Here is a 15,040-nt window from a genome sequence, read left to right as displayed (position 1 = left end):
TGCAACCATTTGATTTTAATGATTTTTGAAATTCACGGCGCGGATTGCTTTGTTAAAACGCGATCGATATATTTGAAATCAAATTTCGCATATTGAAATTTAAAGACAAAAAAGCGATCAAAAAAAACAAGGAAGCCAGGGATGAAAGTGACATTTGAGCAGTTAAAAGCGGCCTTTAATCAGGTCTTAATTTCACGTGGCGTTAGCAGCGAAACTGCCGATGCCTGCGCGGAAATGTTCGCCCGCACCACCGAGTCCGGCGTTTATTCCCACGGTGTAAATCGTTTCCCCCGCTTCATTCAACAACTGGATAACGGCGATATCATTCCTGACGCCCAACCCAAACGCGTGACCAGCCTCGGTGCGATTGAACAGTGGGACGCTCAGCGCTCAATCGGCAACCTGACGGCGAAAAAGATGATGGATCGCGCCATCGAACTGGCTGCCAGTCACGGAATTGGCCTGGTGGCGTTACGTAACGCCAATCACTGGATGCGCGGCGGCAGCTACGGCTGGCAGGCGGCGGAAAAAGGCTATATTGGCATTTGCTGGACCAACTCCATCGCCGTGATGCCGCCGTGGGGCGCAAAAGAGTGTCGCATCGGCACTAACCCGCTGATCGTAGCCATTCCTTCCACGCCGATCACCATGGTCGATATGTCGATGTCGATGTTTTCCTACGGCATGTTAGAAGTTAACCGCCTGGCAGGTCGTCAGCTCCCGGTAGATGGTGGCTTTGATGATGAGGGCAATTTGACCAAAGAACCTGGCGTTATCGAGAAAAATCGCCGCATTTTGCCGATGGGCTACTGGAAAGGTTCGGGCATGTCGATTGTGCTGGATATGATCGCTACTCTCCTTTCTGATGGCGCATCAGTTGCTGAAGTCACCCAGGATAACAGCGACGAATACGGCATTTCGCAAATCTTTATCGCCATTGAAGTAGACAAACTGATCGAAGGCACCACCCGCGACGCCAAGCTACAACGCATCATGGATTACGTTACCAGTGCCGAGCGTGCTGACGAAAATCAGGCCATTCGCTTACCCGGCCACGAATTTACTACCCTGCTGGCCGAAAACCGCCGTAACGGTATTACCGTTGACGACAGCGTATGGGCAAAAATTCAGGCGTTATAAGGAGATAGACCATGATATCTGGACATATCACGCAGCCTAATCCGTGCCGTTTACCCGCTGCCATTGAAAAGGCGCTCGATTTTCTGCGCGCTACCGACTTCAACGCCCTGGAACCGGGCGTTGTCGAAATCGACGGCAAGAATATTTTTGCGCAAATTATCGACTTAACGACGCGCCAGGTGGAGGAAAATCGCCCAGAAGTACATCGTCGCTATATTGATATTCAATATCTGGCGTGGGGCGAAGAGAAAATTGGCATTGCCATTGATACGGGAAATAATAAAGTCAGTGAGTCGTTATTAGAGCAACGAGATATTATTTTTTATCACCATTGCGAAAACGAATCATTTATTCAAATGACGCCCGGCAGTTACGCTATTTTCTTCCCTCAGGATGTTCATCGACCAGGTTGTATTCTGGAAGCAGCCTCTGAGATACGAAAAGTTGTGGTTAAGGTCGCATTAACGGCGCTGGATTAACCGAAGACTCTTCTACGCCAGAACGACAAGGTAATGTCATTGCGCTAAATATATATACCCTAAATATTTCAAATCGCATCACATGCAATCTGAAGTATGACGGGTATAGCCTAAAGGAATAGCTATGAAGAAAATACTTGAAGCAATACTGGCGATTAATCTCGCCGTGCTCTCCTGTATTGTGTTTGTAAATATTATTTTAAGATATGGTTTTCAGACAAGTATTTTATCTGTAGATGAATTATCGCGTTATTTATTTGTCTGGTTAACATTTATTGGCGCAATTGTGGCTTTTATGGATAACGCCCACGTTCAGGTCACCTTTCTGGTAGAGAAACTCTCTCCAGCCTGGCAGCGACGAGTCGCTCTGGTCACCCATTCCTTAATCTTATTTATTTGTGGTGCACTGGCCTGGGGCGCAACGCTAAAAACAATTCAGGACTGGAGCGATTATTCACCGATCCTCGGTTTGCCCATCGGCCTGATGTATGCCGCTTGCCTGCCCACCAGCCTTGTTATCGCTTTCTTTGAACTGCGTCATTTATATCAACTCATCTCGCGCAGCGATTCTGTTACGCCACCACCGCAAGGAGCTTAATCATGGCTGTGCTGATTTTTCTGGGCTGCCTGTTGGGTGGCATTGCTATCGGTTTGCCTATTGCCTGGGCACTTTTGTTATGTGGCGCAGCGTTAATGTTCTGGCTGGAGATGTTTGATGTCCAGATCATGGCACAAACGCTGGTGAACGGAGCCGACAGTTTCTCCCTGCTGGCGATACCATTCTTTGTGCTGGCGGGTGAAATCATGAATGCGGGCGGCTTGTCAAAACGCATTGTTGACCTGCCGATGAAACTGGTTGGGCATAAACCTGGCGGGTTGGGCTACGTGGGTGTTCTGGCGGCAATGATTATGGCAAGTCTTTCCGGTTCTGCCGTTGCGGATACCGCCGCCGTTGCCGCGCTATTAGTGCCGATGATGCGCAGCGCCAACTACCCGGTCAACCGGGCCGCGGGGCTAATTGCCTCAGGCGGGATTATCGCTCCCATTATTCCACCTTCCATTCCATTTATTATTTTTGGCGTTTCCAGTGGTTTGTCCATCAGCAAACTGTTTATGGCAGGAATTGCCCCAGGCATTATGATGGGCGCAACGCTGATGCTCACCTGGTGGTGGCAGGCCAGTCGTCTTAATTTACCCCGCCAGCAAAAAGCGACAATGCAGGAAATCTGGCACTCTTTTGTCTCCGGTATCTGGGCGCTGTTTCTTCCGGTCATCATTATTGGGGGTTTTCGCTCCGGTCTGTTTACCCCTACCGAAGCCGGGGCCGTTGCTGCTTTCTATGCGTTGTTTGTCGCCACAGTTATTTACCGTGAAATGACCTTCGCCACACTTTGGCATGTGCTAATTGGCGCAGCGAAAACGACCTCTGTGGTCATGTTTCTGGTGGCCTCGGCACAAGTTTCCGCCTGGCTGATTACCATTGCTGAACTGCCGATGATGGTTTCTGATTTACTGCAACCGTTGGTCGATTCACCACGTTTGTTGTTTATCGTGATTATGCTGGCAATTTTGATCGTCGGCATGGTTATGGATTTAACACCAACCGTGTTAATTCTCACTCCGGTATTAATGCCTTTAGTTAAAGAGGCTGGCATTGATCCGATTTATTTCGGTGTCATGTTTATCATCAACTGTTCAATCGGCTTAATTACACCCCCCATCGGTAATGTACTTAACGTTATTTCAGGTGTGGCGAGATTAAAATTTGATGATGCAGTCAGAGGCGTTTTCCCTTACGTATTGGTTTTATATTCTTTATTAGCCGCATTTATTTTTATTCCCGATCTCATCATCCTCCCTTCGAAATGGATTAATTAAAAGGAAAATATTATGAAATTACGCTCTGTAACCTACGCATTATTCATTGCTGGCCTGGCTGCATTCAGTACATCTTCACTGGCGGCGCAATCATTACGTTTCGGTTATGAAACCTCACAAACCGATTCACAACATATTGCGGCGAAAAAATTCAATGAATTATTACAGGAGAGAACCAAAGGCGAACTGAAATTAAAACTGTTCCCGGACAGCACTCTCGGTAACGCACAGGCGATGATTAGCGGCGTGCGCGGCGGCACTATTGATATGGAGATGTCCGGCTCGAATAACTTCGCCGGGTTGTCGCCGGTGATGAACCTGCTCGACGTTCCTTTCCTGTTCCGCGACACCGCCCATGCGCATAAAACGCTTGATGGTAAAGTCGGTGATGACCTGAAAGCCTCCCTTGAAGGTAAAGGACTGAAAGTACTGGCCTACTGGGAAAACGGCTGGCGCGATGTCACCAACTCGCGCGCACCGGTTAAAACGCCTGCCGACCTGAAAGGGCTGAAAATCCGCACCAACAATAGCCCGATGAATATCGCAGCATTCAAAGTCTTTGGCGCTAACCCGATCCCGATGCCGTTTGCCGAAGTCTATACCGGGCTGGAAACCCGCACCATCGACGCCCAGGAGCATCCGATCAACGTCGTCTGGTCGGCAAAATTTTATGAAGTGCAGAAGTATCTTTCTCTGACACACCACGCCTATTCACCGCTTCTGGTGGTAATCAACAAAGCGAAGTTTGATGGCTTAAGCCCGGAGTTCCAGCAAGTGCTTATCTCATCCGCGCAAGAAGCGGGTAATTACCAGCGCAAACTAGTCGCCGAAAATCAGCAAAAAATCATCGACGGCATGAAAGACGCGGGCGTAGAAGTCATCACCGATCTCGATCGCAAAGCCTTTAGCGATGCGCTGGGGAACCAGGTTCGCGACATGTTTGTTAAAGATGTTCCGCAGGGCGCCGATCTGCTGAAAGCCGTGGATGAGGTGCAATAAACCATGACGCAATACTGGCTGGGGTTAGATTGTGGCGGTAGCTGGCTGAAAGCCGGGCTGTATGACCGCAAAGGCCGGGAGGCAGGCGTGCAGCGCCTGCCGCTGTGCGCATTAAGCCCGCAGCCAGGTTGGGCAGAGCGCGATATGGCAGAACTGTGGCAATGCTGCATGGCTGTCATTCGCGCCCTGCTTACCCATTCCGGCGTTAGCGGGGAACAAATTGTCGGTATCGGCATCTCCGCACAAGGAAAGGGCTTGTTTTTGCTGGATAAAAACAACAAGCCGCTCGGTAACGCCATTTTGTCCTCGGATCGCCGGGCGATGGAAATCGTTCGTCGCTGGCAGGAAGATGGCGTCCCGGAAAAACTCTACCCGTTGACCCGACAGACCTTATGGACCGGGCATCCGGTGTCGCTGTTACGCTGGCTAAAAGAGCACGAACCGGAGCGCTACACACAAATTGGCTGCGTGATGATGACGCACGACTACCTGCGCTGGTGTTTAACCGGCGTCAAAGGTTGCGAAGAGAGCAATATTTCCGAGTCCAATCTCTACAACATGAGTCTTGGGGAATATGACCCATGCCTCACCGACTGGCTGGGGATCGCTGAAATCAATCACGCCCTGCCGTCTGTTGTCGGATCTGCCGAAATCTGCGGGGAGATCACCGCCCAGACAGCCGCCCTGACCGGTCTGAAAGCGGGTACGCCCGTTGTCGGCGGCCTGTTTGATGTGGTTTCCACCGCACTCTGCGCCGGGATCGAAGACGAATTCACCCTCAATGCGGTGATGGGGACCTGGGCGGTGACCAGCGGCATAACCCACGGTTTAGGTGACGGTGAAGCGCATCCGTATGTCTATGGCCGCTACGTTAATGACGGTGAATTTATCGTTCACGAAGCCAGCCCCACCTCTTCCGGCAATCTCGAATGGTTTACCGCACAGTGGGGAGAAATCTCGTTTGATGAGATTAACCAGGCCGTTGCCAGCTTGCCGAAAGCCAGTGGCGATCTCTTTTTCCTGCCGTTCCTGTACGGCAGCAACGCCGGACTCGAGATGACCAGCGGTTTCTACGGGATGCAGGCCATTCATACCCGCGCGCACCTGTTGCAGGCCATCTATGAAGGCGTGGTGTTCAGCCATATGACCCATCTCAACCGGATGCGCGAACGTTTTACCGATATTCACACCCTGCGCGTCACTGGCGGCCCGGCGCATTCCGATGTCTGGATGCAAATGTTGGCGGACGTCAGCGGCTTACGAATCGAATTGCCGCAGGTTGAAGAAACCGGCTGTTTTGGCGCGGCGCTTGCCGCCCGCGTCGGCACCGGGGTTTATCACAACTTCAGCGAAGCCCAACGAGGCTTACAGCACCCGGTACGCACCCTGCTGCCGGATATGACCGCGCATCAGCTTTACCAACAAAAATACCAACGCTATCAGCATCTCATTGCCGCACTTCAGGGTTATCACACCCGCATCAAGGAGCACACATTATGAGCAGACCACTTCTGCAACTGGCCCTCGACCACTCATCACTTGAGGCCGCACAGCGCGACGTTACGCTGTTAAAAGACAGCGTCGATATTGTTGAAGCGGGCACCATTCTCTGCTTAAACGAAGGGCTTGGCGCGGTGAAAGCCTTGCGCGAACAGTGCCCGGAGAAAATCATCGTTGCTGACTGGAAGGTCGCCGACGCTGGTGAAACACTCGCTCAACAAGCATTTACCGCAGGTGCTAACTGGATGACCATCATCTGCGCCGCGCCGCTCGCCACGGTAGAAAAAGGCCACGCCATGGCGCAGAACTGCGGCGGTGAAATTCAGATAGAGCTGTTTGGTAACTGGACGCTGAACGACGCCCGCGACTGGCATCGTATTGGCGTGCGGCAGGCCATTTATCATCGCGGTCGCGATGCGCAGGCCAGCGGGCAACAGTGGGGCGAGGCCGATCTGGCACGCATGAAAGCGCTTTCCGATATCGGCCTTGAGCTTTCGATTACTGGCGGGATTACCCCTGCTGACCTGCCGCTGTTTAAAGATATCCGCGTGAAAGCGTTTATAGCCGGGCGGGCGCTGGCAGGCGCAGCAAATCCAGCGCAGGTAGCTGGCGATTTCCATGCACAAATCGACGCTATCTGGGGAGGCGCACGTGCGTAATCATCCGTTAGGGATTTATGAAAAAGCACTGGCGAAAGATCTCTCCTGGCCGGAGCGGCTGGTGCTGGCAAAAAGCTGCGGTTTTGATTTTGTCGAAATGTCGGTGGATGAAACCGACGAACGGCTCTCACGCCTTGACTGGAGCGCCGCGCAAAGGGCTTCGCTGGTCACTGCGATGATCGAAACGGGTGTTGCCATTCCGTCAATGTGTTTGTCTGCCCATCGCCGTTTTCCTTTTGGCAGCCGGGACGAGGCGGTACGCGAACGGGCGCGGGAAATCATGAGTAAAGCGATTCGCCTGGCGCGCGATCTCGGCATTCGTACCATTCAACTGGCGGGTTACGACGTCTATTACGAAGACCATGACGAAGGCACGCAGCAACGCTTTGCTGAAGGGCTGGCGTGGGCGGTTGAACAGGCGGCGGCATCGCAAGTGATGCTGGCGGTGGAGATTATGGACACCGCGTTTATGAACTCCATCAGCAAATGGAAAAAATGGGACGAGATGCTCGCCTCGCCGTGGTTCACCGTCTACCCGGACGTCGGCAACCTCAGCGCCTGGGGCAATGATGTTCCCGCTGAACTAAAACTGGGCATTGACCGTATCGCCGCGATCCACCTGAAAGACACTCAACCCGTTACCGAGCAAAGCCCCGGACAGTTCCGCGACGTGCCGTTTGGCGAAGGCTGCGTCGATTTCGTTGGCATCTTCAAAACACTGCATGAGCTGAACTATCGCGGATCATTTCTGATTGAGATGTGGACCGAAAAAGCCAACGAGCCGGTACTGGAGATTATTCAGGCACGGCGGTGGATTGAAGCGCGTATGCAGGAGGCTGGTTTTCTATGTTAGAGCAACTGAAAGCCGACGTGCTGGCGGCGAATCTGGCGCTTCCCGCTCACCATCTGGTGACGTTCACCTGGGGCAATGTCAGCGCGGTAGACGAGACGCGGCAATGGATGGTGATCAAGCCTTCCGGCGTCGAGTATGACGTGATGACCGCCGACGATATGGTGGTGGTTGAGATAGCCAGCGGTAAGGTGGTGGAAGGCAGCAAAAAGCCTTCGTCCGACACGCCAACGCATCTGGCACTCTACCGTCGCTATGCCGAAATCGGTGGCATTGTGCATACCCACTCGCGCCACGCCACCATCTGGTCGCAGGCCGGGCTGGATCTCCCCGCCTGGGGCACCACGCACGCCGATTATTTTTATGGTGCAATCCCCTGTACACGCCAGATGACCGCAGAGGAGATCAACGGCGAGTATGAATACCAGACCGGTGAAGTAATCATTGAAACCTTTGAAGAGCGCGGCAGGAGTCCAGCGCAAATTCCGGCGGTGCTGGTGCATTCTCACGGCCCGTTCGCCTGGGGAAAAAATGCCGCCGATGCGGTGCATAATGCCGTAGTACTGGAAGAATGCGCCTATATGGGACTGTTCTCACGCCAGCTCTCGCCGCAGCTTCCTGCCATGCAAAACGAACTGCTGGATAAACACTACCTGCGTAAGCATGGGGCCAATGCTTATTACGGGCAATAATCTCTCACGCCGGGGCTTCATCGCCCCGGTACTATGAATTGATATGCTCCCGTATCCGCACAACACTGCCACTTCGGTTAGCAGCTCGTCTGTTGCGATGGCTCGGTCAGGCTGATGTCCACTGCCGTATCCGACATTACATTGATCAGCAAAATCAAAAATGTTTAGCGCAGGCGATTATAGTCATCAACCATTTCGTTGTACTCGCGTAACGCTCTCGGGAAAGAGTCTTCGACCATCCAACTTGAGTTTGCATCCTGAAGTTGCTCTTTATCCCAGTCAGAGTACGGGACTTTATCTCTGACGCGGCGAACATATTTTTTAGCCTCGAGCTGATATTGATCTGCCGAATTAATGAACGAGAAATTCATGCCACCTTTATCCGCGTCTTTGGCCTGCGCCACCAGCGTTTCAAGTTCAGTCACTTTCTTCATTGCCGCTTCGGCATCAAACTTATCTTGCGATATCAGGTTATTAATTTGTTTCGCTGAAATCATGACCGCCAGAGAGTAGTAGTTGAATGTTTTCCCTTCTCTTTGTTCAATATTTTTCAGTTCCGCAAGCTGGCGCTTATCATTAATTTCCTGAATTGCCGCATGATAAGATTCTGCTACAGGTTCAAAGGCTTCAATATTTTTTAAGAATGTCTGGTGCAGCGTTTTCCCTTTGGCAAACGCATCGTCTTTATAATTTTCCTGAGTGTAATATTTATCCATTTCGTTAATAGTATTACCCAACGCCACGGCAGCATCGATATAACCCACCGCCACGCCATCAATAGGTTGCAGCGCAGGTGTTAACGCCACAGCACTTTTTACGCCTTTTTCACACTCAGAGAGATTGGATTCACTGATGCCATAGATGCCATAAACAGTACTCTCTTTACCGGTAGGCCCCTGTTTAAAATCTTTCAGCCAGTCGGCATAACGCGCCAGACTGCGCTGTACCGGGATCTGTAACTTGTTGTAGCACTTGATATAGATATCCATTTTTTCGTCGAAAACCGCTTGTTCATCGACCACCGGTTGCGCAGGTGTTTCAGGTTTAGCTTCTGCTTTTGCAACGGGGGCTTCAGTAGGTTTCGCTTCAGGAGCGGGTGCGGCAGGTTGACTATTGGCGGGCGGGGGAGTTTCTGTTTCGGTTTTTTTATCATCACAGCCAGTGATACCGAGGGCCATTATAGCGACTATAATAGCGGAAGATAATAAATTCCTTTTCATTTAATTGCCTTATAAATAGATAAATAAGAGAGTGAATATAATAAATGAAAAAAGAAAATGTCACTACACGCGTTTTGTTTATAAATAAATTGATAATATTCACAAAATGAATGAGTCCTGTAATTTAATTTCTAAATCACAGGACTTATTTTAATTAACGGCACAACCCTGGCGAGAGGGAGTGTCATCTCCCCCGCCATTAATCACGCACTACATCCCGTAGCGTTCGGCAATAGCAGCATGTTTCTCTTCATTCGCGCCGGCTTCTTTGGCAAGACGCCACCAGCACAACGGATGTTCCCAGTCAGCGGTCAATTCGTGCAAGGTCTTATCGATATCACCTTTAGAAACTGAACGCGGTGCGCTAATAACAAAATAGAATGCGGGCAGCGGATCAGCGCCTTCTCCCTGATGACTATCGGTTAACGTATAGTCATCATTACTGTTGCTCCAGTAGTACCAGTTTCGTTCACGGAGCGCCTCACGGAAGGCATTAAACTGTTCTTCATCAGGCGTAACACCTTCGCAGAACCAGGACTCGCCGTACTCGGTCGGGATAATGGTTTTCAGACACCCATAAAGTGGCGTGAAATTCTTCTGCTCTTCTTCGTCTTCAGGTCGGGTATTCAACATTTCTGCATCGAAAACCACTATTTCATCAACATGTTGCGGGAAATCGGTCCGGTAAGTCGGCTCTATAATCCTTGCTGTTACCGGCCCAATGCGTTGAGCATAGTAATAGCGGTATTCGTAATTTTCCCGGAAGCGAATGTTTAGCAGCCCCCATTTTTCGTCGATATAACCTTCGCCTTCCGTGAGTTCGATTTCCAGTTCTGCAGCAATAGCACGCACCAGATCCCACTGTTGTAAGATGCTGGCGGTCGCCATGATATCCCACTGGAGATTACGAATATCTTCTTCACGGCTAATCATCAGTTGCTGCAATTGTTGTAAATAATCCAGCTGTCGCTCCCAGGCTTCCTGTTTTTGTGCTGCCCAGGAACACATGCGATAAACGCCGACCCACTCACGCCCTTTTTCGTTTTCCAGCAACTGTTGCCCAATCGACTCCAGTTCACTCCAGTCTTCCTGTTGGTTGATCACCCGCGCACGGAACCACAGTGCCATATGTAGCAGACCCGCCTGTTCATACAGCTTCGCCAGGTGCTCGATCGCTTGCTGATCGCCACGGTTAAGCAAGAGATCCAGCAGATCGAAGCAAAGGCCGTTATCTTCCTGAAGATGGCTTTCAACGTGGCGTTGCAGAAGTTCGATCGACTCATTAATCGCATTACAGGCGTTTAACGCATTGACCAGTTTGCCCAGCAATTCCGCATCATCTGGCGTGTTCAGATAAGCGCGACGGAATATCTCTACGTCTTTTTCTGGATCTGGCTGCGTTTCTTCATCGCTATTTTCAGGGACTTCTACAACCGGACGAGCAAGCAACTCCGCCTCTTTGGCGGCGATTTTTTCACTAAGTTCGAGAAACTCGCGATCAACGCCCACTAACGAACGTAATTTCGGCATGTGCCGTTGGGCCTGTTTCATCGCCATTTTGGCCACCCAGACGGATTCACGCTCCAGCGCCAGAGTGATTTGCAGTTTTGCCAGATCAACCGCTTTGCGGTGCGCCCCGGCCTGCGAACGTTGATCCAGCATTGTCTGGATGATGCGCGCCAGCTGCCAGTGGTTTCTCTGTGGATGGCGAGGAAGCAGTACGGTAATAATCTTTACCCACATGCCCCATGAATAGGGGGTCAGATCTGACCAACGCGGTAATTCTTCCCAGACTTCTTCGTCCTGCCCGCATAACGCCATAATGTACAGTTTTTTGAGATGATAATTGATGCGATCACGGCCCCAGTAATCATTCTCTTTTGCCAGTTCATCAATCAGTTCACGAGCTTCATCGTAGCGCTGAAGGGCAACCAAAATATCAGCGCGTGTTGCCAGCAGCGCTTCTAAATATTCACTCCCCGCTGCTTTCACCGCCTCGATTTGCCTGTCGATATAAACCAACGCTTCTTCTGTTTTGTTGGAGTCCACCAGTGCACTGGCATACTCGCAGGATAAACACATAAAGCAGCTCCAGGTCGGATCAATGCGCGCAATGGTTTCTTCACATACTGCCATGCGTTCATTCGCCCAGCCTGGACCATCGATATTTTCGTAGCAGGCTGATAAATCTTGGGTAACGCAAATGGATTGCGGGCAATCCTTCGCCTCTTCCCGGTGCGCTTTTTCAAACAGCGCTACCACGTCTGGCAGCACTTTTTCGCCTTCTTCATAGTTAGTCAGGCGATGACGCATCTCCCAGTGACCGATAAATATTTCCAGCCACGGATTTTTAGCTACTTGATTCAGCGCTTTCATTTCCGGCAATAGCGAATCGCATTTTTCTATTTGCAGGTGCAAAACACTTTCTGAAAAATCATCAATAAGCTGCGGAATATATTCTTGCCCGGCATCGCGCAACTCCTGACTATATTTGTTGTACCACTCCCATGTATCCATTTTATTTTCCTTGATTAATTAAGACAGGAATAACCTGAGTAAAATCTTCCAGTGCCTGGTGTAAATCCCACTGCTGTTCTTTATTACCGCTGGAGCACAAAATCACTTTCAGTGATTTTAATAACCGTAATGCTGCCGCTGGCTGCTGATGCTGTTGTAAGGCCGTCACCAGTTGCATGACACAGGGGTTATTAAGATTGATATACAGACTTGAGGTTTTCGTTTTTTGGATTTGCGAGGTAAATTGCCGCGCCAGCATTAACGCTGCGGTACTGATGCGTTTATCTGCGTCATCCTGTTCGAGAATTTGTTTTAATTCTGCTTCGCGGTCTGGCGTGACCACGAGCGGTAAAACCGCTGGTTCGAAGCGAGAGATAATTAATTGCTCGTCATCGCAGAGATGCTCTTCCAGATAAGCCACCTGCTCTTCGGGTAATTCTGCCAGGCTGAACAACTGCTCATTACCTGTTTGCGTACCGACTTCGATAATCCGGCAGTGATATAACAGCGCCCAACGGCGTAAAAATGGCACCACCGCATAGCGATCGCCACGGGCTACAGGCCGTTGCAGAATGTGGAACAACATCTCTTCAAAACCGCCGTCGCGGCTTAACAGAATATGAATGCTGTTATTAACGCGTAAATCCTTCGCCAGCAGCGCGCCTTTTGACGTTGGCACCTGCAAGCGATCTTTGAGCAAATCAAACAGACGGTCATCACACAAGGCCGCACCCAGCAACGCTTCGTTGTGGCGCATTAATACACGCCGCCAGATTTCTGGCTGATTTTGTGCGAGATCGGACAAACCAGAAATCAGCGCCTCTTTTAACGCCTCTTGTACCGCAACCCAGGTTTCATCCCGCTGGAGATCTTCCCTGCTTGCCGTCGGCGTCAGTTTCGATGACTCAATCACGCCGCCAATAAATCCGGCCCAGGGCGGTAACAACTCACGCGCTTCATCATCCAGTAACATGCCGCGCAAAAACAACGACAGGTTGCGGTTATCGCTGGTGCCGTAGGTCGCGCCATCCTGAATCCATAAAATCCCAACCGCGTCGCTCATTCCCGCTGGCACCACCGGAATGGTGCAAATCGGTTCGAAGGAGGATTCAAACTGGGCGGCAAAGGCGAGATTTTTACGCTGTACCAGCGCGCGGTGCATGGTTACGCCTTCGGGGGCAACGTCACGCCACGGTGGTTGAAGTTTATTTACCGGCTCGCTGGCATCGCCGACATAGACCGGTTCGTGCAGCAATATGCAGTAGCGGGAAAGAACGCGGTTCAGCAAATTATTACTCGCCAGATGGCTGTACTCTTCCTTGAGCGTCAGAATCACCTGCGTTCCTGTTTCCGAGGACTGATGCGGCGTAACGGTATATTTTTGCCCGTCGGTAGAGTGGTATTTCCAGCTCTGATCCGGCGTTTGCCAGGATGTGGTCAACACCGTGACCTCTTTTGCCAGTACAAAGTCCGACAAAAAACCGAGGCCGAACATACCAATTAAACCGGTGTTGTCATCCTGCTGGCGCAACATTCGGGTATAACCCACGCCCACTGTAGCCAGGAAGCCGTGAATTTCGCTTTCTGTCAGTCCCGCACCGGTATCGGTAATAGTGATAGTGGACTTCGCCACGTCAGCCACCACACGAATTTGGTTATCCTTTGGCGCATCGGGCTGCTCAATCCTGCGGCGCACAATCGCATCATGGCCGTTCTGCACCAGCTCGCGCACGGCAACCACGGGAGTGGAGTAAAGATGCTTGCTGAGCACCTCAATTAAGCCGTTTAAATTAACTTCTGTAGAATATGAACTGCCAGGTAACTGTAATGTACTCATTTTTCAATACTCATAATCCATCACCTACTATTGAAAATACATTGCTGTTTTTACAACCGGTGCAAGGTTTGTTATTTTCATTCACTCATCGGAAACATTTATTTATTGATGCGATGATTAAAACAAAATGTCTTATATAAATAATGATTAATTCTTAAAGGATTAATGCGACTGGAGTATATCGATATAAACCGGAGTTAACGAGATAATTTCTTGTGATGAAATTATTATTTGAATGCTGAATAATATATTGAGGATTATTTAATAGAAAAATAAAACCGCAATCCAGAATCAGAATTGCGGTATTTCTTTAATTATGAATCAAACGCTGCGGATGGGTATAAACCGTTGCCCGCCCCGGCTTACAAAAGCCCACCAGCGTCAAATTACAGCGTTCAGCCACTTCTACAGCAAGCGTGGTCGCGGCAGATACCGCAAACAAAATCTCTACGCCGCACATCGCCGACTTTTGCACCATTTCATAACTGGCACGGCTGGAAACCAGCACCGCACCTTGCTGCCAGCTTTCACCTTCTTGCGCCCGGCGGCCCAGCAGTTTATCCAGCGCCACATGGCGGCCCACGTCTTCATGTCCGCCCGCCAGTTCGCCAGATGGCAACATCCAGGCGGCGGCGTGAGTACAACCAGTCAGTTGCCCCACTGGCTGGAAGTCGGTGAGTTGGCGCAACGCATCATCCAGTTTGTTGAGATCAAACGTCTGGGTGAACGGCAGCGGCTGCACCGGTTTTCCGATGTCATTAAGCTGTTCTACACCACATACACCACAGCCCGTGCGCCCGGCCAGCGCGCGACGGCGCTCTTTAAGCCCCATAAAACGGCGGCTGGACAGCTCAATTTGCACTTCCAGACCGTTACAGGAAGGAACGACATCCATGCCGAAGATATCGCGCGGACTTTCGATAATTCCTTCGGAAAGCGAAAAACCGAGCGCAAACAGTTCAAGGTCTTTGGGCGATGCCATCATCACCACATGCGAAATACCGTTGTACACCAGCGCAACGGGAACTTCTTCCGCTACCTCATCTAACCGTGGGTGTTGTAAATCGTCACGACGCCATAACTCAATTTGGCTAACGCCTGTGACATTTGTCACATTTTTGACTTCTTTTTGCCGTGTTTTTTTCACTTTATATTAACCAGATAAGAACACACACACCAACATTATGGTATTCTGTTACAAACCCTTCCTGGATGGAGGGAAATTGAGCCAATTCTGGACCTTTGCGGCCCCTTCCGCAAAGAAAAATA

General features: G+C 50.5%; 13 protein-coding genes. 9 read left to right on the top strand and 4 right to left on the bottom strand.

Going from position 1 to position 15,040, the window contains the following annotated elements; all coding sequences use genetic code 11:
• Positions 1–141 precede the first annotated feature (141 nt).
• From yiaK to araD, 9 genes are all read left to right on the top strand, one after another.
• Positions 142–1,140: a 3-dehydro-L-gulonate 2-dehydrogenase gene (gene yiaK / locus D9736_RS17110; RefSeq protein WP_130258800.1), complete on the top strand. Its 999-nt coding sequence runs from the start codon at positions 142–144 to the stop codon at positions 1,138–1,140.
• A gap of 11 nt (positions 1,141–1,151) precedes the next feature.
• Positions 1,152–1,619, top strand: a complete 468-nt coding sequence (locus D9736_RS17105) for a YhcH/YjgK/YiaL family protein (protein ID WP_130258799.1) — start codon at positions 1,152–1,154, stop codon at positions 1,617–1,619.
• A gap of 124 nt (positions 1,620–1,743) precedes the next feature.
• Complete coding sequence (yiaM, locus tag D9736_RS17100) at positions 1,744–2,217, top strand: 2,3-diketo-L-gulonate TRAP transporter small permease YiaM (RefSeq protein WP_130210018.1); 474 nt, start codon at positions 1,744–1,746, stop codon at positions 2,215–2,217.
• A 2-nt stretch (positions 2,218–2,219) separates the two neighbouring features.
• A complete protein-coding gene (gene yiaN / locus D9736_RS17095; RefSeq protein WP_130258798.1) occupies positions 2,220–3,497 on the top strand; it encodes a 2,3-diketo-L-gulonate TRAP transporter large permease YiaN in 1,278 nt (425 codons plus the stop codon).
• Between the two features lie 12 nt (positions 3,498–3,509).
• Positions 3,510–4,496 (top strand): 2,3-diketo-L-gulonate TRAP transporter substrate-binding protein YiaO, encoded by a 987-nt coding sequence (gene yiaO / locus D9736_RS17090; RefSeq protein WP_130258797.1) that lies wholly within the window; start codon positions 3,510–3,512, stop codon positions 4,494–4,496.
• A gap of 3 nt (positions 4,497–4,499) precedes the next feature.
• The gene (gene lyxK, locus D9736_RS17085; protein ID WP_130258796.1) at positions 4,500–5,996 is read left to right on the top strand and encodes an L-xylulokinase; all 1,497 of its coding nucleotides are present in this window, start codon (positions 4,500–4,502) and stop codon (positions 5,994–5,996) included.
• Positions 5,993–6,655, top strand: a complete 663-nt coding sequence (gene ulaD / locus D9736_RS17080) for a 3-keto-L-gulonate-6-phosphate decarboxylase UlaD (RefSeq protein ID WP_130258795.1) — start codon at positions 5,993–5,995, stop codon at positions 6,653–6,655. Before lyxK ends, ulaD begins: the two co-directional genes overlap by 4 nt.
• A complete protein-coding gene (locus D9736_RS17075; protein ID WP_130258794.1) occupies positions 6,648–7,508 on the top strand; it encodes an L-ribulose-5-phosphate 3-epimerase in 861 nt (286 codons plus the stop codon). Before ulaD ends, D9736_RS17075 begins: the two co-directional genes overlap by 8 nt.
• Positions 7,502–8,197 carry an L-ribulose-5-phosphate 4-epimerase gene (gene araD, locus D9736_RS17070; protein ID WP_130258793.1) on the top strand — a complete coding sequence of 232 codons (696 nt, stop codon included), beginning with the start codon at positions 7,502–7,504 and terminating at the stop codon, positions 8,195–8,197. The genes D9736_RS17075 and araD overlap by 7 nt, the downstream gene beginning before the upstream one ends.
• A gap of 164 nt (positions 8,198–8,361) precedes the next feature.
• Here araD and D9736_RS17065 read toward each other — a convergent pair whose 3' ends face one another.
• From D9736_RS17065 to fdhD, 4 genes are all read right to left on the bottom strand, one after another.
• Entirely contained in the window at positions 8,362–9,417 is a 1,056-nt protein-coding gene (locus D9736_RS17065) for a YiiG family protein (protein WP_130258792.1), read from the bottom strand.
• 210 nt (positions 9,418–9,627) lie between these two features.
• Positions 9,628–11,934 carry a hypothetical protein gene (locus D9736_RS17060; protein ID WP_130258791.1) on the bottom strand — a complete coding sequence of 769 codons (2,307 nt, stop codon included), beginning with the start codon at positions 11,932–11,934 and terminating at the stop codon, positions 9,628–9,630.
• Position 11,935: 1 nt separating this feature from the next.
• Positions 11,936–13,771, bottom strand: coding sequence for an ATP-binding protein (locus tag D9736_RS17055; protein ID WP_130258790.1), 1,836 nt, complete (start codon positions 13,769–13,771; stop codon positions 11,936–11,938).
• 310 nt (positions 13,772–14,081) lie between these two features.
• The gene (fdhD, locus tag D9736_RS17050; protein ID WP_130258789.1) at positions 14,082–14,918 is read right to left on the bottom strand and encodes a formate dehydrogenase accessory sulfurtransferase FdhD; all 837 of its coding nucleotides are present in this window, start codon (positions 14,916–14,918) and stop codon (positions 14,082–14,084) included.
• Positions 14,919–15,040: the final 122 nt, after the last annotated feature.

This window comes from Escherichia sp. E10V10, assembly GCF_004211985.1.
In the GTDB taxonomy this organism is placed as follows: domain Bacteria; phylum Pseudomonadota; class Gammaproteobacteria; order Enterobacterales; family Enterobacteriaceae; genus Escherichia.
Note: the sequence above shows the minus strand (reverse complement) of the source record. Positions and strands in the feature narration are given on the sequence as shown.